This window comes from Marinobacter sp. MBR-105 (assembly GCF_053628895.1).
Genome location: NZ_JBRJHG010000017.1, coordinates 63,673 through 83,265, shown reverse-complemented (window position 1 = coordinate 83,265; position 19,593 = coordinate 63,673). Strand labels below are relative to the sequence as shown.

General features: G+C 58.6%; 19 protein-coding genes. 15 read left to right on the top strand and 4 right to left on the bottom strand.

The window, feature by feature from the left end:
• Positions 1-50: 50 nt before the first annotated feature.
• From ACSSVV_RS17570 to ACSSVV_RS17555, 4 genes are read left to right on the top strand one after another with little or no spacing between them, the layout of a single operon-like run.
• Positions 51-677: a methylthioribulose 1-phosphate dehydratase gene (locus tag ACSSVV_RS17570; protein ID WP_022991682.1), complete on the top strand. Its 627-nt coding sequence runs from the start codon at positions 51-53 to the stop codon at positions 675-677.
• Entirely contained in the window at positions 674-1,231 is a 558-nt protein-coding gene (locus ACSSVV_RS17565) for a 1,2-dihydroxy-3-keto-5-methylthiopentene dioxygenase (RefSeq protein ID WP_454106660.1), read from the top strand. Before ACSSVV_RS17570 ends, ACSSVV_RS17565 begins: the two co-directional genes overlap by 4 nt.
• Complete coding sequence (mtnC, locus tag ACSSVV_RS17560) at positions 1,231-1,923, top strand: acireductone synthase (protein ID WP_183581344.1); 693 nt, start codon at positions 1,231-1,233, stop codon at positions 1,921-1,923. Before ACSSVV_RS17565 ends, mtnC begins: the two co-directional genes overlap by 1 nt.
• Before the next feature lie 10 nt (positions 1,924-1,933).
• A complete protein-coding gene (locus ACSSVV_RS17555; protein WP_023011381.1) occupies positions 1,934-2,995 on the top strand; it encodes a DUF3080 domain-containing protein in 1,062 nt (353 codons plus the stop codon).
• Positions 2,996-3,008: 13 nt separating this feature from the next.
• Here the strand turns inward: ACSSVV_RS17555 and ACSSVV_RS17550 are convergent, their stop codons facing one another.
• Genes ACSSVV_RS17550 through arsC form a run of 4 tightly spaced genes read right to left on the bottom strand, consistent with a single transcriptional unit; the run spans position 3,009 to position 6,217 of the window.
• Positions 3,009-4,802, bottom strand: a complete 1,794-nt coding sequence (locus ACSSVV_RS17550) for a GspE/PulE family protein (RefSeq protein WP_413771517.1) — start codon at positions 4,800-4,802, stop codon at positions 3,009-3,011.
• A 38-nt stretch (positions 4,803-4,840) separates the two neighbouring features.
• Positions 4,841-5,200 carry a DUF2069 domain-containing protein gene (locus tag ACSSVV_RS17545; RefSeq protein ID WP_014421925.1) on the bottom strand — a complete coding sequence of 120 codons (360 nt, stop codon included), beginning with the start codon at positions 5,198-5,200 and terminating at the stop codon, positions 4,841-4,843.
• Between the two features lie 42 nt (positions 5,201-5,242).
• On the bottom strand, positions 5,243-5,848 hold the full coding sequence (gene wrbA, locus ACSSVV_RS17540; protein WP_454106659.1) for an NAD(P)H:quinone oxidoreductase: 606 nt from the start codon (positions 5,846-5,848) through the stop codon (positions 5,243-5,245).
• A 15-nt stretch (positions 5,849-5,863) separates the two neighbouring features.
• Entirely contained in the window at positions 5,864-6,217 is a 354-nt protein-coding gene (arsC, locus tag ACSSVV_RS17535) for an arsenate reductase (glutaredoxin) (protein ID WP_023011378.1), read from the bottom strand.
• A 67-nt stretch (positions 6,218-6,284) separates the two neighbouring features.
• Here arsC and ACSSVV_RS17530 point away from each other — a divergent pair, with 67 nt between their 5' ends.
• The 11 genes from ACSSVV_RS17530 (at position 6,285) to truD (ending at position 19,586) form a co-directional block, all read left to right on the top strand.
• Positions 6,285-6,761 (top strand): TlpA family protein disulfide reductase, encoded by a 477-nt coding sequence (locus ACSSVV_RS17530; RefSeq protein WP_141067926.1) that lies wholly within the window; start codon positions 6,285-6,287, stop codon positions 6,759-6,761.
• Positions 6,762-6,763: 2 nt separating this feature from the next.
• The gene (gene dnaE / locus ACSSVV_RS17525) at positions 6,764-10,246 is read left to right on the top strand and encodes a DNA polymerase III subunit alpha (protein WP_454106658.1); all 3,483 of its coding nucleotides are present in this window, start codon (positions 6,764-6,766) and stop codon (positions 10,244-10,246) included.
• A gap of 102 nt (positions 10,247-10,348) precedes the next feature.
• Positions 10,349-11,302 (top strand): acetyl-CoA carboxylase carboxyl transferase subunit alpha, encoded by a 954-nt coding sequence (gene accA / locus ACSSVV_RS17520; protein ID WP_011784433.1) that lies wholly within the window; start codon positions 10,349-10,351, stop codon positions 11,300-11,302.
• Positions 11,286-12,623, top strand: coding sequence for a tRNA lysidine(34) synthetase TilS (gene tilS / locus ACSSVV_RS17515; protein ID WP_454106657.1), 1,338 nt, complete (start codon positions 11,286-11,288; stop codon positions 12,621-12,623). The genes accA and tilS overlap by 17 nt, the downstream gene beginning before the upstream one ends.
• An 88-nt stretch (positions 12,624-12,711) precedes the next feature.
• A complete protein-coding gene (locus ACSSVV_RS17510; RefSeq protein WP_011784435.1) occupies positions 12,712-14,340 on the top strand; it encodes a CTP synthase in 1,629 nt (542 codons plus the stop codon).
• A gap of 2 nt (positions 14,341-14,342) precedes the next feature.
• A complete protein-coding gene (gene kdsA / locus ACSSVV_RS17505; RefSeq protein ID WP_114435083.1) occupies positions 14,343-15,188 on the top strand; it encodes a 3-deoxy-8-phosphooctulonate synthase in 846 nt (281 codons plus the stop codon).
• Positions 15,189-15,406: 218 nt separating this feature from the next.
• Positions 15,407-16,702 carry a phosphopyruvate hydratase gene (eno, locus tag ACSSVV_RS17500; protein ID WP_454106656.1) on the top strand — a complete coding sequence of 432 codons (1,296 nt, stop codon included), beginning with the start codon at positions 15,407-15,409 and terminating at the stop codon, positions 16,700-16,702.
• A gap of 199 nt (positions 16,703-16,901) precedes the next feature.
• Positions 16,902-17,174: a septum formation initiator family protein gene (locus ACSSVV_RS17495; RefSeq protein ID WP_011784438.1), complete on the top strand. Its 273-nt coding sequence runs from the start codon at positions 16,902-16,904 to the stop codon at positions 17,172-17,174.
• Between the two features lie 144 nt (positions 17,175-17,318).
• Positions 17,319-18,020 carry a 2-C-methyl-D-erythritol 4-phosphate cytidylyltransferase gene (gene ispD / locus ACSSVV_RS17490; RefSeq protein ID WP_114435082.1) on the top strand — a complete coding sequence of 234 codons (702 nt, stop codon included), beginning with the start codon at positions 17,319-17,321 and terminating at the stop codon, positions 18,018-18,020.
• Between the two features lie 34 nt (positions 18,021-18,054).
• Complete coding sequence (gene ispF, locus ACSSVV_RS17485) at positions 18,055-18,534, top strand: 2-C-methyl-D-erythritol 2,4-cyclodiphosphate synthase (protein WP_222448260.1); 480 nt, start codon at positions 18,055-18,057, stop codon at positions 18,532-18,534.
• A complete protein-coding gene (gene truD, locus ACSSVV_RS17480; RefSeq protein WP_014421916.1) occupies positions 18,531-19,586 on the top strand; it encodes a tRNA pseudouridine(13) synthase TruD in 1,056 nt (351 codons plus the stop codon). The genes ispF and truD overlap by 4 nt, the downstream gene beginning before the upstream one ends.
• The last annotated feature ends 7 nt before the right edge of the window (positions 19,587-19,593 follow it).

Sequence of the window (19,593 nt, the reverse complement as noted above, 5' to 3'; positions counted from 1 at the left end):
GGCGCCAGATTCGCGCCCGGGCAGGGCTCGTACCAACCCGGAGGATGCCTGTGTTTGATGTAACCCGCTACGCCACCGCCGCCCAATCCATCGTCGAGGCCGGCCGCTTTCTTTACGACCGCGGCTGGTCGCCCGCCACCAGCAGTAATTATTCGGCTCGTATCGATGGCGACCATGTGGCGATAACGGTATCTGGCCGGCACAAGGGCCAGTTGGGCGCAGGCGACGTCATGGTGGTGGATCTGCATGGCCAGGCGGTACAAAGCGATTGCCGCTCGTCGGCAGAAACCCTTCTGCACACGGTGATCTATCAGCTTTATCCCGAGGTTGGCGCCGTTCTGCATACCCACTCGGTCAAGGCTACCGTGCTTAGCCGCCTGATCCCGGCGGGGCAGGCACTGGAGCTTGAAGGCTATGAATTACAGAAAGCCTTCAATGGCGTGCAAACCCATGAGGGTAAGCTGATTGTTCCCGTGTTCGACAACACCCAGGATATTCCGGCACTGGCTGAGGAAACCCGGGACTGGTTTGCGCGTCACCCGGAACAGCCTGGATACCTTATCCGCGGCCATGGTCTTTACACCTGGGGCCGCACCATGGCCGATTGCCTGCGCCATATTGAAGCGTTTGAATTTCTCTTTGAATGTGAACTCGAAACCATGAGGGTACGCCGATGACCACCCTGAGCATTTTTCATCAGAACCAGCCCGAGCAGGCCCAGACGGTCGTAACAGATCCGGACACCATCCGGAATAAACTGAGTGCCCACGGTGTGCATTTCGATCGTTGGGCAACCCGCGATCTGCCGGCCGACGCCACCCAGGAGGAGATTCTTGAGGCCTATGCCGACGAAGTGGCACGGCTCAAGCAGGATTGGGGGTTTCAGACCGCCGACGTGGTCAGCCTGACCGCGGATCACCCCCATAAAGACGCGTTCCGCCAGAAATTTCTGGATGAGCACACCCACAGCGAGGACGAAGTGCGCTTCTTCGTTCGTGGTCAGGGGTTGTTTTACCTGCACTTCGGTGACCAGGTATACGCGCTGCTGTGCGAGAAGAATGACCTGATCAGTGTGCCTGACGGCACCCGGCACTGGTTTGATATGGGGCCGGAGCCTGAGTTCACCTGTATCCGGTTATTCAGCAACCCGGAAGGCTGGGTTGCGAGCTTTACCGGTGAGGATATCGCTTCCCGGCTGCCACGTTATGAGAGCCTGGCGGGAGGGGCCTGATGATTCGAGTGATCCTGACGGACATCGAGGGCACCACCAGTTCGATCTCCTTTGTACACGATGTCCTGTTTCCCTACGCCAGCGAGCACTTGCCGGAGTTTATCCGGGCCAACCATCACACCTTGCCGGCGGTGGCGGAACAGCTGGCTCGGGTGGCAGAGATCAGCGGTACCGACCGGAAAGACATCGATGGCCTCATCGATGTACTGCAAGGGTGGATTGCCGAAGACCGCAAGGAGGGTTCACTAAAGGCGCTGCAGGGCATGGTCTGGGAGCAGGGGTATCACAGCGGTGAACTGAAAGGCCATATCTATCCGGATGCCGCGGATTATCTCCAGCGCTGGCATGATCGGGGCCTGAGACTGTTCGTATATTCTTCCGGGTCCGTCAAGGCCCAGAAGCTGATCTTCGGTCATAGCAATGAAGGCGACTTCACGGTTTTCTTCTCTGGTTATTTCGACACGGCCGTCGGGGGCAAAAAGGAGTCCCAGTCCTATCGCAACATTCTTGCGGAGCTGGGGGTAGACGCGGGCACAGTGCTGTTTCTGTCCGATGTTGAGGAAGAGCTGCGTGCGGCCGAGGAAGCGGGCCTGAAAACCGCCTGGCTGGTACGAGAGGGCGAACTGCCGGATACCGCTCGGGTCGTGGCCAGGGATTTTTCGGAGGTTGATGCGCTGTTGCGCAAACGATAGGAGGTGATTCATGCCCGGGCGCCGCTGGTATTCATGGCTGTTACCGGCTGTGTGTACACTCAGCCTGCTCGGGTGCAATCCCTTTTCAGACGCTGAATCCCTCACTGATGAGTACCTGGAACGTTTGGCCCGGGTACTCGATACCGCGGCCGTTCCCAGGGCCGAGCTGCCCGCCGGCTCCATTCCCCCCAGGCGGCGAGAGCGGATACTTGCCCTGCCGGAGCTGGATCTGGGCATGCTGGATTTTCTGTCGCTTTACGGCTGCGAGCTCCAGTATGTGGTGGGCGAACGCAATTCCGTGATGGGCAAGGTGATGCAGCCCATCAATCAGTTACGCTACGAGATTCGTTTTATCCGAGCTGCGGAGGCCTGTCTGCCCGAGGTGGATGACGAGGAGCTCACAGACGCTCTGGAATCCGCCATTGAAAGCAAACGGGGCAGTCTGCCGCTGGCGGTCTGGAATGCCACCTGGGGGACCGAAGAGGTGGAGCGCCAGTTCACACTGTCCAAAGGCTATTATCCGGTGGCGGAAACGGGCAATCCCGCGTCGGATCTGGTCCGGGATCTGCAGCAGTTGAACCGCCAGGTGGAAGCCTTACTGGCTCAGAAGCTCGAGATCTCCCTGGAGAATCTCGGCCAGATCCATCAGCGCTGGCAGGCGGATGTGCTGGCGGGCCAGACTATTAACAGCGCGCGCTTGCTGATCAGCACCCTGAATGCCGGCACCGAGCTGCTCGGCACTCGATTGGAGGGCAGGCCGCTGTGTCTCAACGGCCAGCCCAATAACCAGTCGGAAATTGTTCAGAACTTCTTCTTCAGTATCTATATCGGAAAAATCCAGCCGTACATGAGTGACGTCAGCCGGGCACGGGATTCGCTGATTGCGGGCTTTGAGGAACTCGCCAGACAGCAGCAAGCCGTGATGCCAGAGAGTTTTACGCCCTGGTACCAGCGTCATCTGGCGGCTGATACCCAGAATAGCCTCTGGCAGGAACTGGATCAGGCCATGATGCGCCATACCCGGCACTGGCAGGATCTGTTGGGGCAGTGCGGGCTTCGTCCGGGCGCCTGATTGTCCGTTTTACTCAACGTTGGCTTTCCGGCGTTACCCTCAGAATTTCCTCCACCGTGGTCAGTCCCGCGGCCACTTTCTGGGCGCCATTGAGCCGCAGTGACTTCATGCCTTCTTTGTAGGCATCCAGCCGAAGCTGTTCCAGCTCGCAGTGATCGGTGATCTGGCGGGTGAGTTTGTCTGACAGTGCCATAATCTCGTATACCCCGGCTCGGCCCATGTAACCGGTGTTCCGGCATTCCAGGCAGCCGACCGGCTGGTAGAACTGCCGGGGCAGCAGTGCCTTCCACGGCCGGGTCAGCGTCTGCCAGGCGTGAGCATCCGACTCCCCGGGCTGCTTGCAGTGCGGGCAGAGCGTACGCGCCAGTCGCTGGGCCATCACGCCGAGTACCGTGGCCCGGATCAGATAGGGCGGAATGCCCAGCTCCATCAGGCGGGTGATGGCGCTGGGGGCATCGTTGGTATGCAGTGTTGAGAGAACCAGATGCCCGGTTAGCGCTGCCTGCACTGCCATTTCAGCCGTTTCCAGATCCCGGATCTCACCGATCATGATGATGTCCGGGTCCTGCCGCAGCAGGGCACGCACACCGTGGGCAAAGGTCAGGTCGATATTGGTTTGCACCTGCATCTGGTTGAATGCGGGCTCCACCATCTCGATCGGATCCTCAATGGTGCAGATGTTGAGCTCCGGAGATGCCAGTTGTTTGAGCGTGGAATACAGCGTGGTGGTTTTACCGGAACCGGTGGGCCCGGTTACCAGCACGATACCGTGGGGCCGCGAGGTCATGGTTTGCCAGCGTTCCCGGTCTTCCTTGCTGAAGCCCAGTTGCTCGAAGGATTTGAGCAGTACCTCCGGGTCAAAAATCCGCATCACCATTTTTTCGCCGAACGCCGTTGGCATGGTGGCCAGGCGCAGCTCCACTTCGCTGTTGTCGGGTTTGCGGGTTTTGATGCGGCCGTCCTGGGGCCGACGTTTTTCGGCCACGTTCAGGCGCCCGAGGATTTTCAGGCGGCTGGTCACGGCCACCCCAACATGTTCCGGGAATTCGTAGACGTTGTGCAGTACCCCGTCGATCCGGAACCGCACCTGGGTAACCGTACGCCGGGGCTCTATATGAATGTCGGAGGCTCGTTGCTCGAAGGCATATTGCAGCAGCCAGTCAACAATTTTGACTACATGCTGGTCGTTGGCGTCCGGATTCTCGCTGGCGCCGAGGTCCAGCAACTGTTCGAAATTCTGATTGCCGGTACCGCTTGACGACTGGCCGCCACTGGCCTTGCTGACCGAGCTTGCCAGTTGATAGAACTCGACCGTGTAACGGCGGATATCCTCTGGATTGGCGACCACCCGGCGAATGTCCTTGCGTACCGCCTGGCGGAGGTTGCTTTCCCATTCCCGCTTGAAAGGTTCGGTGCTTGCAATCACTACTTCATCCGGGGTGATCTCCACCGCGAGAATGCCATGGCGCTGGGCGAAGGCGTAGGACATCACCCGCGCGATGGCCGGCGTGTCGATCTTGAGCGGATCGATATGGTAGTAGTCCTGTCCACCCCAATGGGCAAGCCAATGGGTCAGCCGCTCCAGATCAAGAGTTCGGCCGTCCCGCTGGCTGGTCAGTGCGGCAATTGCCACCAGCTCGAGAGGATGTCGTTGTGGCGTATGGCCGCCACCCGAGGCGGCACCGAGATTGGCCGTCAGTACTTTTTCAGCATCTCGCTGGGCGATCTCGCCGCTTTCCACCAGCGCTGAACAGATGTCCCTCAGGGTCAGGGTCTGGCGATGCGGCGGTGCCGGCATGGTCACGATGTCATTCGCCATCTATGTGCCTCCGGGAGCCATCAGCATCAGTTTGCGACTGGTCTATTGACCTTGAGGTGCACCATGGCAACGGTAAACAACAGGAATGTCAGAATAGTCAGTGTCACCGGGCCAGCCGCGCCCTCCGACAGCCAGGCCGAAACCACGGCCTGAGTGAAGTAGAAGATCACCACAAAGGCCAGCCATATATAACCCCGATTGTGACCCCGGAAAACCGGTACCGCGAACGCTAGCAGCGGCAGGAGTTTGACGGTCAGCATCAGGGGTATGGAAACACCCTCCACCGGTGCGGGCCAGAACGTAGTGACCAGCAGGGTGGCGAGCACGGCGAGGTAAAGGGCGATGGTCAGGCGTGCGGTATTTCTGGCTTTGTCGTTGTGGAGCATGGAGCAGTCCGCATTAAGGGTTGTTTGAAAGTTTGGTCCAGTTTAGTTGGCCAGTTTCAGGGCCAGTCTGGCGAGGCGTTCACCGAAGGCCTGGCACAGGGTTTTCTCATGGTCACTCAGGGCCTGCTGTTCACCGGTGCCGGCCCAGTGGGAGGGGCCATACGGTGTGCCTCCGGTGGCGGTCTCGTTGAGCGCGCTTTCGGAATAGGGCAGGCCACACAGTACCATGCCGTGATGCAGTAACGGCATCATCATGGTCAGCAGGGTGGTTTCCTGGCCACCGTGCAGGCTGCCGGAGGAGGTAAAGGCACCAGCCGGTTTGCCGGCCAGTTTACCGTTGAGCCAGAGGTCACCGGTACCGTCCAGGAAGTGCTTGAGCGGTGCCGCCATGTTACCGAAGCGGGTCGGGCTACCCAGGGCGAGACCTGCGCAATCCGCCAAGTCGGCTTTGGTGGCATAGGGGGCTCCCGCATCCGGTACCGGGGGCAGGCTGGCGGCGGTATCCGGGGAAACCGGCGGAACCGTCCGGATTCTGGCTTCTATTCCTGCCACTCTGGCAACGCCGCGGCCGATCTGGGTGGCCATCTCGGCGGTCTGTCCGTTGCGGCTGTAGTAGAGCACCAGCACATAGGGAGTTGTTTCTGTCATGGGTAGCCCTGGTAGTCAGAGAATGTCCAGTACGTTTTCTGGAGGCCGGCCGACCGCAGCCTTGCCATTGGCCAGTACGATCGGGCGCTCGATCAGCTTCGGTGTGTTTGCCATGGCACGTATCAGGGCTTCGCGGCTGAGATCCGGGTTGTCCAGCCCTTGTTCCCGGTATTCGGCTTCCTTGGTTCGCATGAGCTCCCTGGGTTCGCAACCAAGCAGATCCAGAATGTGTAGAAGTTCCTGCTCTGTCGGTGGCGTCTCAAGGTAGCGTATAATCTCCGGTTCGATGCCCTTTTGCTGCAACAGTTCCAGGGTCTGGCGTGATTTTGAGCACCTGGGGTTATGGAAAATACGGGTAGCTTCTGTCATGGTCGTGGCCGTTTAACCTATTGATTGCAGACTTTTCCGGGGCGTTAGTCTAACAGGAGGATAACCCTTGCAGTACCCTCAGTCCGGGCTCTTTTGTAGTGGCGCACGTTGGCTGGCATGGCCGGTACTCATGCTGATGCTGTTGTTGGTCTCAGGGTGTGAAAAGATCGAGCTGGAACGGGCCGACGGCACCCTGGCCAACTGGGACAAGTACCGCGGCCAATGGGTACTGGTGAATTACTGGGCGGAGTGGTGCAAACCCTGCCTTGAGGAAATCCCCGAGCTGAACGAGTTGGACAAGGCTCCGGATATTGCGGTGCTTGGGGTTAATTTTGATGGCGTTACGGGTGTGCCGCTGGTTGAACTCGGCGAACGTATGGGGATTGAATTTACCATGCTGGCCTCTGATCCGGGGCCCGGGTTCGGTTGGCAGGTGCCGATGGCGCTGCCTGCCACCTTCGTCGTGGATCCTGAAGGCACCCTGATTGAGGCCCGGTTCGGGCCCCAGACCGAAGAAGACATCCGAGCACTGATTGGCGAATGACCATGGCAAACACCTTTGTACACCTGCGCGTTCACTCCGAATACTCCATGGTGGATGGCCTGGTTCGGGTCAAACCGTTGATCGGCCGGGTCGCGGAACTGGGTATGCCGGCGGTTGGCCTGACCGAACAGTCCAATATGTGTTCTCTGGTACGTTTCTACAAGGCCGCCTTGGGCGCGGGCGTCAAACCCATTATCGGCGCTGATATCTGGCTGGAGAATCCGGATGAGCCCGAAAACCCGTTCCGGCTGACCTTGCTGGCCCGAGACAACGATGGCTACCTGAACCTGACGGAGATCATTTCCCAGGGCTATACCGAAGGTCAGCGCTACGGCAAGCCGATTGTCCAGAAAACCTGGTTGGAATCCCGTGCCAAGGGGTTGATTGTGCTGTCCGGCGCCAAGATGGGTGACGTTGGCAAGGCCTTGCTGGCCGGGAAGCCGGAACTGGCCAGGGAGCGTGCGGACTACTGGCGAAACCTCTATCCCGACAGTTATTACCTGGAGTTGCAGCGCACAGGGCGGGCCGGTGACGAGGATTGTCTGCACATGAGTGTGGAATTGGCGGCTGAACTCGGTTTGCCGGTGGTGGCGACCAATGACGTTCACTTCCTTGAGGCGGATGATTTTGAAGCCCACGAAGCCCGGGTCTGCATCGGCGAAAGCCGGACTCTGGACGATCCCAGGCGGGATCGTCGGTTCAGCGACCAGCAATATCTGCGCAGCGCCGAGGAAATGATCGAGCTGTTCTCGGACATTCCGGAAGCCGTGGAAAACACCGTGGAAATCGCCAGGCGCTGTTCGGTGAAGGTCCGGATGGGCGAATACTTTCTGCCGAATTACCCCATTCCGGACGGTATGACCATGGACGAGTATTTTCGCCATGTGTCGGAAGAAGGACTGGAAGCCCGGCTGGCGAAGACCCTGAGCAGGGACGATCCGGAGTATGATCAAAAGCGTGAAGCCTATTACAAGCGCCTGAAGTTCGAGCTGGATATCATTATCCAGATGGGGTTCCCCGGCTACTTCCTGATCGTAATGGACTTCATCAAGTGGGCCAAGAACAACGGCGTTCCGGTGGGGCCGGGCCGGGGGTCCGGTGCCGGCTCGCTGGTGGCGTATGCGTTGCTGATTACAGACCTGGATCCGTTGGAATACGATCTGCTGTTCGAGCGGTTCCTGAACCCGGAGCGGGTCTCCATGCCCGACTTCGACGTCGACTTCTGCATGGAAGGCCGGGACCGCGTCATCGACTACACCGCCCAGAAATACGGCCGGGAAGCGGTTTCCCAGATTATTACCTTCGGTACCATGGCCGCCAAGGCGGTGGTCCGTGATGTGGCCCGGGTGCAGGGAAAATCCTATGGTCTGGCAGACAAACTCTCCAAACTGATCCCCTTTGAAGTGGGCATGACCCTGAACAAGGCGATCGAGCAGGAGCCCCAGCTCAAGGAATTCCTGGAGCAGGATGAAGAAGCCCAGGAAATCTGGGAGATGGCTCTGAAGCTGGAAGGCGTGTGCCGTAACGCCGGCAAGCACGCCGGGGGCGTGGTGATCGCACCCACCAAGATCACCGATTTTTCGCCGCTTTACTGTGATGACGAGGGCGGCAGTCTGGTGACCCAGTTCGACAAGGGCGATGTAGAAGACGCCGGCCTGGTGAAATTTGACTTTCTGGGTCTGCGAACCCTGACCATCATCAAATGGGCACTGAACATGATCAACCCGCGCCGGCAGCAGCGCGGGGAAGGAGAGCTGGACATCAGCGCGATTCCGCTGGACGACAAGCCCTCTTTTGACATGCTCAAGAAGGCAGAGACCACGGCGGTATTCCAGTTGGAATCCCGGGGTATGAAAGATCTTATCCGCCGCCTGCAACCGGATTCGCTGGAAGACATGATCGCCCTGGTCGCCCTGTTCCGGCCCGGTCCGCTGCAGTCCGGCATGGTGGACGACTTTATCGACCGGAAGCACGGTAGGCAGCCGTTGTCTTATCCGCATCCCGATTACCAGTATCAGGGCCTGAAGCCGGTTCTGGAGCCCACCTACGGGGTTATCCTGTACCAGGAGCAGGTCATGCAGATCGCTCAGGTGATGGCGGGCTATACCCTTGGTGGCGCCGACATGCTGCGCCGGGCCATGGGTAAGAAAAAGCCGGAAGAAATGGCCAAGCAGAAGGCCATCTTCCTGGACGGTTGTGAAAACAACGGCATCGACAAGACGCTGGCGGAAAACATTTTTGACCTGGTGGAGAAGTTCGCCGGTTACGGCTTCAACAAGTCCCACTCCGCCGCTTACGCGCTGGTGTCTTACCAGACTCTGTGGCTGAAAGCCCACTACCCGGCCGAATTCATGGCTGCGGTTCTCACCGCCGATATGCAGAACACCGACAAGGTGGTGACGCTGGTGGAAGAGTGCCGCAATATGAAGCTGGACTTGCTGGTGCCGGACGTCAGCCGATCCGCTTATACCTTTACCGTTAACGATCAGGGCCAGATTGTCTACGGCCTGGGCGCAATCAAGGGCCTGGGTGAAGGTCCCATCGAGAGCATTGTAGAAGCGGCCAAAGAAGGCCCTTTTCAGGATATCTTTGATTTCTGCCGCCGGGTGGATCTGAAAAAGGTCAACAAGCGGGCCATGGAAGCCCTGATTCGCTCTGGCGCCATGGATAAACTGGGCGCCGACCGCGCCAAGTTGATGGCCAGTATCGACAAGGCCATTCAGCAGGCGGATCAGCAGTCCCGCAACGATGCCGCCGGCATGGTGGACATGTTCGGAGAAATGCTTGAGGGCGGTGGCGACGATGAAGACACCTATGCGGACGTTGCCCACGTTCGGGAGTGGCCGGAGAAAGAGCGCCTGAAAGGCGAAAAGGACACTCTGGGCCTGTACCTTACCGGCCATCCCTTTGATGAATACGAACGGGAAGTGCGTCGGTTTGTCCGTTGCTCAATCGCCGATCTGAAGCCCAACAAATCGCCCCAGCGGGTGGCCGGGCTGGTGGTGGCCCAGCGCACCATGAAGACCAGGACCGGCTCTACCATGTGCTTCATTACTCTGGATGATCGCAGCGCCCGGATTGAGGCTACCCTGTTTTCCGAGGCCTTCTTCGAGAACCGGGAGTTACTGCAGTCGGATCAGGTAATTGTGGTGGAAGGACAGGTCAGCCATGATGATTACTCCGGCCAGATGAAAATGCGGGTCAGCAGCGTGATGGATGTGGCGACCGCCCGTCAGCAGTTCAGCCGGGGTATCAAACTGGCGTTGCGTTCAGAGCAGTTGCAGAATGGACTTCTGGACAAGCTGGACGATACCCTCAGGCCGTTTCGCAGTGAAGGCAGTCCGGTCTGGATTGAGTACCGCAGTGCCGAGGCCAGCACCCGTATTGAGCTGGGTGAAAGCTGGCGGGTACAGCCAGACGACACACTGTTGTTCGAGCTCAAGCACCTCGTGGGCGACCAGTCGGTGGAACTGGTCTATGATTAAGACCAATGTCCGCTTTAGCCTTGCCGGCAGCGCTGCTATCTTTGTCCCAAATTCTGGTTTTGGCGGGTTTCGGTCCGCCTGGCAATAAAATGATGGAACATCATGAACCCTAACTACCTGGATTTCGAACAGCCGATCGCCGACCTGGAAGCCAAGATTGAAGAGCTTCGCATGGTGGGTAACGACACCGATATCAATATCACCGACGAAATCAGCCGCCTGAAAAAGAAGAGCATCAGTCTGACCGAGTCGATCTTCTCCGACCTTAAGTCCTGGGACATTGCCCGTCTGGCCCGGCACCCGCGCCGGCCCTATACCCAGGATTATATTGACCTGATCTTCGAGGATTTTGACGAACTGCATGGTGACCGACGCTACGCCGATGATCTGTCGATCATTGGCGGCACCGCTCGCCTCGATAACACGCCGGTCATGATTATCGGCCACCAGAAGGGTCGTGAAGTGCGGGACAAGGTCAAGCGCAACTTCGGGATGCCTCGTCCGGAAGGTTATCGCAAGGCTCTGCGCCTGATGGAAATGGCTGAACGTTTCAAAATGCCGATTCTGACCTTTATCGATACCCCGGGCGCTTATCCCGGTATCGGTGCCGAAGAGCGCGGACAGAGTGAAGCCATCGCATTCAACCTCGCGGTGATGTCGAGACTGAAAACTCCGATTATCTCTACCGTGATCGGCGAGGGTGGTTCCGGTGGCGCACTGGCGATCGGTGTCTGCGACCAGCTCAACATGTTGCAGTACTCCACCTACGCCGTTATTTCTCCGGAAGGCTGCGCCTCCATCCTCTGGAAGAGCGCCGAGTACGCTGCTCAGGCGGCTGAGGCCATGGGCGTTACCGCCGATCGTCTGAAAGAGCTGGGTGTGGCGGATCACGTGATCGATGAGCCGCTGGGCGGCGCTCACCGTAATCCGGAAAAAATGGCGGAAACCCTGAAAACGTCGCTGGCTCAGGGCGTGGCTGAGCTGAGCCGATTGCCGCTGGATGAACTGGTTTCCCGCCGGTACGAGCGTCTTACCCGCTATGACGGCGGGCGGTAACACCGCTCGCCGGGATACCTGGCCCGAAGACCTGATCGGGCCGGTTCAGAAACTTCCCGCCTGTGATGAACTCTGGGTCGCCTTGAGCGGCGGCCTGGACTCATCCCTGCTTTTGCGTGTCGTTGCGGCCGCCCATCCGCGCGTCAGAGCGTTGCATATCAATCATCAGTTACAGTCCAATCACGATCAGACGGAGCGCGCCTGTATCGATCTCTGTGCTGGACTGGGCGTCGAACTCCAGGTGCGTCGAGTGAATGTAGCTACGGGCGCGGGGAGCCTCGAAGAGTCAGCAAGAGCGGCGCGCTACGAGGTCTTCAGGGAGGTTCTGGGAGACAACGACCTTCTCCTGATGGCGCACCATGCAGACGACCAGGCAGAAACGGTTCTGTTCCGGCTGCTGCGTGGTACTGGCGTAAACGGTCTGGCCGGAATGCCTGCTGCCCGGTCGCTTGGGCTGGGGCATCTCTACCGTCCCTGGCTTGACGTATCCCGCAGTCGATTGGAGCAGGTGGCGCGTGAGCAGGGGGTAAGCTGGGTAGAAGATCCCAGCAACCAGAGTGAAGTACACGACCGCAATTATCTGCGGCACTCGGTAATGCCGGGCCTTAAACAGCGTTGGCCGGGTTTGTTGAGGCGCCTTGCTCACAGTGCCCGGGCCTGCGCCGAGAGTGAAACCCTGAGTCAGAGGCTGGCGGAGTTGCAATGGCAGAGTTGCGGCGACGATAAAGGTCGAATCCGCCTGGCCCCGTTCTCGGCACTTGGGCAGATCGAGCGCCGGAACCTGGTGCGCTGGTGGATTCATGGCCGGGGATTGCCGGTTCCGGCGCTGTCAGATTGGTGCTCAGCACTCGACCAGTTGATTCACGCAGGTTCGGATCGAACTCCGGAAATTCGTGGAGACGGATTCTGTATCCGCCGTTATCGGGATCATCTTTACCTGGTGCCCCAGGTCGCAATCCCTGCGGGTCCCAGGCCCTTGTTGCCGGGCCAGGTCATGGAGTGGGGGTGGTGGACCCTTCGGCTTGAGCCTGCATCGCAGAGCGCTACAACGGAAGCCTCCTGTCCGGAAATAAGGGTATCTACGAGGCAGGGCGGCGAGCGAATCCGGTTCGGCAGCAATTTACCCTCCCGATCGCTGAAAACCTGGATGCAGGAGCAGGGCGTGCCACCTTGGGAGAGAGCGGCTCTGCCGCTGGTTTACGAGGTCTCGGCGGCTGGAGAGGCATGGATTGCCATTGGCGATTTGTGGTGTTCTGAACAATACTCCGGAGGCGCCCATGCCGCCGGCTGGCGGCTGATTGTGGAGCGGGATTGTGATTGAGTAGAGAGGGGCTTTCTGGTAGTCTGGCGTCCCATCTTGAGATGAATAATCTCCCTCCTTCACCGAACCAGATAATCACGGAATCTGCATGACGCGTTATATTTTCGTCACCGGCGGTGTCGTGTCCTCATTGGGGAAAGGTATTGCGTCTGCCTCACTGGCAGCCATCCTTGAGGCACGCGGCCTGAAGGTCACCATTCTCAAGCTGGACCCGTACATCAACGTGGACCCCGGCACCATGAGCCCGTTCCAGCACGGTGAGGTTTTCGTCACCGAAGATGGCGCGGAAACCGACCTCGACCTTGGCCACTACGAGCGTTTCATTCGCACTCCAATGACCAAACGCAATAACTTCACCACCGGCCGGGTGTACGAAGAGGTTATTCGCAAGGAGCGTCGGGGCGATTATCTGGGTGGTACCGTTCAGGTCATTCCGCACATCACCGACGAAATCAAACGCCGTGTGGTGGAAGGCGCAGCGGGTGCCGACGTGGCACTGATTGAAGTCGGTGGCACGGTAGGTGACATCGAATCCCTGCCGTTCCTGGAAGCCTGCCGTCAGCTGAAGGTGGAAGTAGGCTCCCAGCGTGCACTGTTCATGCACCTGACGCTGGTTCCTTACATTGCTACCGCCGGCGAGATCAAAACCAAGCCGACCCAGCATTCCGTGAAAGAAATGCGCTCCATCGGCCTGCAGCCGGATATCCTGCTGTGCCGGTCTGAGCACGAAGTGGACGCCAGCTCCCGTCGCAAGATTGCCCTGTTCACCAACGTGGAAGAGCGTGCGGTCATCCCGATGCAGGATGCCAGGTCCATCTACGCCATTCCGCGCATGCTGCACGAATACGGTCTGGACCAGTTGGTTATCGAACGCTTCGGCCTGGATGCCCGTGAAGCAGACCTGAGCGAATGGGACGCGGTTGTGGATTCACTGATGAATCCGCAGGACGAAGTCACCATCGCCATGGTCGGCAAATACATGGAGCTGCTGGACGCCTACAAGTCCCTGATCGAATCCCTGCTGCACGCCGGCATCAAGACCCGCACCAAGGTCAACATCAACTACATCGATTCCGAAGACATCGAACGCGACGGCACCTCCGTGCTGGAATCCGCGGATGCTATTCTGGTGCCCGGTGGCTTTGGTGAGCGTGGCGTGGAAGGCAAGATCCGCACCGTACAGTACGCCCGTGAAAACAAGGTGCCGTATCTGGGCATCTGCCTGGGTATGCAGGTGGCGGTTATCGAATACGCCCGCAACGTGGCCGGCCTGAAAGACGCCCACAGCACGGAATTCCGTGAACACACACCGGAGCCGGTTGTCGGCCTGATCACCGAATGGCTTGATGCCACCGGTGAAAAAGAAGAGCGCACCGAAGAATCCGACCTCGGCGGCACCATGCGTCTGGGTGCCCAGGATTGTGTACTGACCGAAGGCTCCACCATCGTTGGCTGTTACGGCAAGAAGACCATTCGTGAGCGCCATCGTCACCGTTACGAAGTCAACAACCATTTCCTGCCCAGGCTGGAAGAAGCAGGCCTGCAAATTTCCGGCCGCTCTGCCGATGGCAAGCTGGTTGAGGTGGTGGAAGCGCCCGATCATCCCTGGTTTGTTGCCTGCCAGTTCCACCCGGAATTTACCTCAACACCTCGCGACGGCCATCCGCTGTTCAAGGGCTTTGTTGAAGCCGCGCTGGCGAACAAGAAAGGATCCTGATTATGGCGCGCAGCAACCTGAACGTCTCGGGCATTGAGATCGCCAACGATAAGCCGTTTGTGCTGTTCGGCGGCATGAACGTGCTTGAGTCCAGGGAACTGGCGTTTGAAGTGGCGGAAAAGTATGTGGATGTCTGCACTCGTCTGGGCATCCCGTACGTATTCAAGGCGTCCTTCGACAAAGCCAACCGCTCATCCGTCAACTCCTTCCGCGGCCCCGGCCTCGACAAGGGGTTGCAGATCCTGGCTGATATCAAGAGCAAGTATGGCGTACCGATCATCTCGGACGTGCACGAGCCCGGCCAGGCTGCCCCGGCGGCGGAAGTCTGCGACATCATACAGTTGCCTGCTTTCCTGAGTCGCCAGACTGACCTGGTGGTGGCCATGGCCAAAACCGGTGCGGTCATCAACATCAAGAAAGCCCAGTTCCTGGCACCCCAGGAAATGAAGCATATCATCACCAAGTGCGAAGAAGCCGGCAACGACCAGATCATCCTCTGCGAGCGCGGCACCAGCTTCGGCTACAACAATCTGGTGGTGGACATGCTCGGATTTGGCATCATGAAACAGATGAATGTGCCGGTGTTCTTCGACGTCACCCACGCTCTGCAGATGCCGGGGGGGCGGGCAGACTCCGCCGGCGGGCGTCGCGCTCAGGTCACCGACCTGGCCCTGGCGGGAATGTCTCAGGGCCTGGCTGGCCTGTTCCTTGAGGCTCACCCAGACCCGGATAACGCCAAATGCGATGGCCCCTGCGCATTGCGCCTGAGCCAGCTGGAACCGTTCCTTGAGCGAGTGAAAGCTGTCGACGATCTGGTAAAAAGTTTTAAACCTATCGACACCGCCTGATTGGCGGTGTTGGTGTTTAAGCGACTGCATACTGAATAGTTTGGGAGCGAGCGACTGGAACGACTTTGCGAAAATTTTGAGGGCCATGGATGGCCCGAAATAAGCGCACATGGATGTGCTTGTAGCGGTTTTCGCAAAGTCGTTCCAGTTGATCGCTCTGGCACCAGCTTGATAGACAACTTAGTGTTTAGATACTGAAAATCTGGAGAAATTTTCGAATGACCAAGATTGCCAACATCAAAGCCCGTGAGGTTCTGGATTCACGTGGTAACCCCACCGTGGAAGCAGACGTCATCCTGGAAGACGGCACACTGGGCCGCGCTTGCGCGCCGTCCGGCGCCTCTACCGGTTCCCGCGAAGCTCTGGAACTGCGCGATGGTGACGCCTCCCGTTACCTCGGTAAAGGTGTTCGCAAAGCCGTTGAAGCCATCAACGGTCAGATTCGTGACGCCCTGCTGGGTAAAGATGCCGCAGACCAGCGCAGTCTGGACCAGATCATGATCGACCTGGACGGCACCGAAAACAAAGCCAACCTGGGCGCCAACGCCATCCTGGCCGTATCCCTGGCTGCTGCCAAAGCCGCAGCTGTCTCCCTGGGCAAGCCTCTGTATGAGCACATCGCCGATGTAAACGGCACCTCCGGAAAATTCTCCATGCCGGTGCCGATGATGAACATCCTCAACGGTGGTGAGCACGCCGACAACAACGTCGACATCCAGGAGTTCATGGTCCAGCCGGTCTCCGTGAACAGCTTCGGTGAAGCCCTGCGCGTGGGTGCCGAAATCTTCCACAGCCTGAAGAAAGTACTGAAGGCCCAGGGCCTGAACACCGCCGTAGGCGATGAAGGTGGCTTTGCCCCCAACCTGCCGTCCAACGAAGCGGCCCTGGCGGCGATCAAGGAAGCCGTCGAGAAAGCCGGTTATGAACTGGGCAAAGACGTCACTCTGGCGCTGGATTGTGCCTCTTCCGAATTCTACAAAGACGGTCAGTACCAGCTGTCTGGCGAAGGTAAGAGCTTCGACTCCGAAGGCTTTGCCGAATACCTGTCCGGCCTGTGCGATCGTTACCCGATTGTGTCCATCGAAGATGGTATGGACGAGAGCGACTGGGACGGCTGGAAAGTGCTGACCGACAAACTGGGCAGCAAGGTTCAGCTGGTCGGGGATGACCTTTTTGTCACCAATACCAAGATTCTGAAGCAGGGTATTGAGAAGGGCATTGGTAATTCCATTCTGATCAAGTTCAATCAGATCGGTAGCCTGACCGAGACTCTGGATGCCATCAAGATGGCTCAGGATGCTGGCTACACAGCGGTCATTTCTCACCGCTCCGGTGAAACCGAAGATACCACCATTGCGGATCTGGCCGTGGCTACCTGTGCTGGCCAGATCAAGACTGGTTCTCTGTGTCGTTCCGACCGGGTTGCCAAGTACAACCAGCTGCTGCGTATTGAAGAGGCGCTGGAAGGCAAGGCACCGTACCGTGGCCTGAGTGAGATTAAAGGTCAGGGTTGAGGATTAGCGATATTTTCTGACCTGCCGAGCTGTTCCGGCAGGTAACAAAATGTTAAGGCCATCGCGTTCTGAATGAAAATTCAGACACGATGGCCTTTTTGTACAGTGACTTACAGAAAATTGTTGCTAATCTACTATAAGGTCTATACTTGACCTTCGACTCGTTTATTTTGTTGTTCATTTTCTGTACGGATTCGGCATGAAATCGCTTTGGGCCATTCTGGTAGTGCTGATACTCCTGCTGCAGGTTCGCCTGTGGATCGGGGAGGGCAGTTTTGCGCAGGTGTGGGCCCTGGAGCAGTCGATTGCCGAGCAGCGGGAAGAGAATGCCGAGTTGGCGGCCCGGAATGACCGGCTTTATGCGGAGGTGCGGAATCTTCGCAATGAGCAGGGCGCCGTTGAGGAGCGGGCCCGGATGAATCTTGGCCTGATTCGTGAGGATGAGACGTTCTTTCTGGTCGTCGAGAATTAACTTCGGTGCATAGAGCATCATGGGCCTTCTTTCCGGGAACCGCTACAAGCACTTCCCTGTGCGCTTCTCTCCGGCCATCCATGGCCTCCGAAATTCCCGGAAAGAAGGCCCATGATACTCTCCGTACCTTGTGCAGAGCCGTCTATGAGTACCCCAGATCTCTGGCTTATCGTCCCCGCCGCCGGTATCGGCCAGCGCATGAAAGCCGAATGCCCCAAGCAATACCTCAGGATCAATAACCGTTTTATTCTTGATATCACCCTGTCCCGTTTGTTGGACAACGCCCCGTTTAAAGGTTGTATGGTGCCGCTGAATCCGAAGGACCACTGGTGGCCGGAGAGTGAGTCGGCGAGGGATGATCGGGTGCAGACCTGTACTGGGGGCAAAGAACGGGCGGATTCGGTGTTGTCGGCGCTGGTGGCTCTGGAGGGGCAGGCGGCGGATGACGACTGGGTGCTGGTACATGATGCGGCGCGGCCCTGTGTTCATTCTGAAGATCTGTCCCGTCTGATTGAGACGTTGTCTGAGCATCCGGTGGGTGGTTTGCTGGCGGCGCCGGTGGCGGATACGTTGAAGCTTGCCGAGGCCGGATCATTGCCGGTGGTGAGTGAGACCATTGACCGGAGCAGGTTGTGGCGGGCGTTGACGCCGCAGATGTTCCGGTTCGGAGCGTTAAAACAGGCGTTGTCATTGTGTCTGGAACGTGGCCAGGCGATTACGGATGAGTCCTCTGCCATGGAGTTTTCCGGTAACATGCCGGTTCTGGTGGAAGGGCGCCCGGATAATCTGAAGATTACGGTCCCCTCGGATCTGGCGCTGGCGGAGTTTATCCTCGGACGTCAGTGATTCCCTGCATTCTGTTCTGTTTTCGGAGATGATCATGCGCATTGGTCAGGGCTTTGATGTCCATGCCTTCTGTGAGGGCGATTCTGTCATTCTTGGGGGTGTGACAATTCCCCATAGCCACGGTCTCATGGCGCACTCGGACGGGGATGTTCTGTTGCATGCGCTTGCGGATGCGCTGTTGGGCGCGGTGGCGCTGGGTGATATTGGCCATTTCTTTCCGGATTCCAGCGAGGAGTGGGCCGGCGCAGACAGCCGGGATTTGTTGCGGCGGGTGATGCAGCGGGTGCTGGATGAGGGCTACGCGGTTACCAATATTGATTCCACAATCATTGCCCAGGCGCCGAAAATGGCGCCCCATATAGAGGCGATGCGGATGAATATTGCCGAGGATCTGGGGGTGCCTGCTAATCGGGTGAGCGTGAAAGCCACCACCACAGAAAAGCTGGGTTTTACCGGGCGAGGGGAAGGTATTGCCTGTCAGGCGGTGTGTCTGCTTGAGGCGGTTTCCCAGTGAGTGAGGATTCTCAGTGGCTGTTGGACTGGCCGGTGTCTGGCGGAGCCCGGGTTGGTCGTGCTGAACTGAAAACGTCGCCAGAGGATTTCCGGGTTACGGAGTTGCTCTGGCCGGAGCGGGAGGACGATGCCGCGGCGCCAGGTCCGGTTGAGGTATCCGGCGACGGTGAGCACCTTTGCCTGCGGCTGGAGAAAACCGGTGACAATACCGAGTACGTCGCCCGGGAGCTGGCGGCACTGGCGGGCTGTCGTTCTTTCGATGTTGGTTTCTGTGGCCTGAAAGATCGGCATGCGGTGACGGTTCAGTGGTTCAGTCTTTATCGGCCTGGCCAGGAAGCGGACGATCAGGCGTTGATGGCAGAGGTTGGCCAGCGTTGGCCGGTTCGGGCCGCGGTTCGCCATTCCCGCAAACTGAGGCGCGGCGATCATCAGGCCAATGGTTTTGAGATTGTGCTGCGCAATGTGACGGGCCAGCGCGAGCTTGTGGAAGCCGGGCTTGCGCGGTTGGCGAGTCAGGGCGCCCCCAATTATTTTGGCCCCCAGCGGTTCGGTTTTCAGGGAGCGAATCTCGACCGTGCTGTACAGATTGATCCCTCACGGCTCAATCGCAAGCGCGGACGCGCTGGCAGAAGCGCGTCGAAAAACGTATTGTACTTTTCGGCGGCACGTTCCTGGCTGTTCAATCAGGTACTTGCGGAGCGGGTCAGCAATCGAACCTGGACTGAGGTGTTGCCGGGAGAGCCGGAACCCTCAGGTGCCGGGCCAACCGGACCACTGTGGGGCGATGGCGGTACGCTGGCCTCGGGCGAGCAGGAATCCCTTGAGCGTGGCGTGGTGGATGCCTGCCCGGAGTTGACCAGGTTGTTCCAGTCCACCCGCATGAAACCGGAGCGTCGCCCCCTGGTAGCCCGCCCGGGAGAGTTCAAATGGCAGTGGCTGGATACCACCACCCTGCGGATTCAGTTTGTGTTGTTGCCCGGGCAATATGCCACAACGGTATTGGGTGACCTTTTCGAGCTTGAGGACCTGAGCCTCAGCCGTGATAACAAGTAGTATGGCT

Excerpts from the sequence above, each read along its gene's own strand:
- eno (WP_454106656.1), top strand. The coding sequence starts at position 15,407 with ATGACCAAGATTGCCAACATCAAAGCCCGTGAGGTTCTGGATTCACGT.
- ACSSVV_RS17565 (WP_454106660.1), top strand. The coding sequence starts at position 674 with ATGACCACCCTGAGCATTTTTCATCAGAACCAGCCCGAGCAGGCCCAG.
- ispD (WP_114435082.1), top strand. The coding sequence starts at position 17,319 with ATGAGTACCCCAGATCTCTGGCTTATCGTCCCCGCCGCCGGTATCGGC.
- kdsA (WP_114435083.1), top strand. The coding sequence starts at position 14,343 with ATGGCGCGCAGCAACCTGAACGTCTCGGGCATTGAGATCGCCAACGAT.
- ACSSVV_RS17555 (WP_023011381.1), top strand. The coding sequence starts at position 1,934 with ATGCCCGGGCGCCGCTGGTATTCATGGCTGTTACCGGCTGTGTGTACA.
- accA (WP_011784433.1), top strand. The coding sequence starts at position 10,349 with ATGAACCCTAACTACCTGGATTTCGAACAGCCGATCGCCGACCTGGAA.
- ACSSVV_RS17545 (WP_014421925.1), bottom strand. The coding sequence starts at position 5,200 with ATGCTCCACAACGACAAAGCCAGAAATACCGCACGCCTGACCATCGCC.
- wrbA (WP_454106659.1), bottom strand. The coding sequence starts at position 5,848 with ATGACAGAAACAACTCCCTATGTGCTGGTGCTCTACTACAGCCGCAAC.
- tilS (WP_454106657.1), top strand. The coding sequence starts at position 11,286 with ATGACGGCGGGCGGTAACACCGCTCGCCGGGATACCTGGCCCGAAGAC.
- mtnC (WP_183581344.1), top strand. The coding sequence starts at position 1,231 with ATGATTCGAGTGATCCTGACGGACATCGAGGGCACCACCAGTTCGATC.
- arsC (WP_023011378.1), bottom strand. The coding sequence starts at position 6,217 with ATGACAGAAGCTACCCGTATTTTCCATAACCCCAGGTGCTCAAAATCA.
- ACSSVV_RS17495 (WP_011784438.1), top strand. The coding sequence starts at position 16,902 with ATGAAATCGCTTTGGGCCATTCTGGTAGTGCTGATACTCCTGCTGCAG.
- ACSSVV_RS17510 (WP_011784435.1), top strand. The coding sequence starts at position 12,712 with ATGACGCGTTATATTTTCGTCACCGGCGGTGTCGTGTCCTCATTGGGG.
- dnaE (WP_454106658.1), top strand. The coding sequence starts at position 6,764 with ATGGCAAACACCTTTGTACACCTGCGCGTTCACTCCGAATACTCCATG.
- ispF (WP_222448260.1), top strand. The coding sequence starts at position 18,055 with ATGCGCATTGGTCAGGGCTTTGATGTCCATGCCTTCTGTGAGGGCGAT.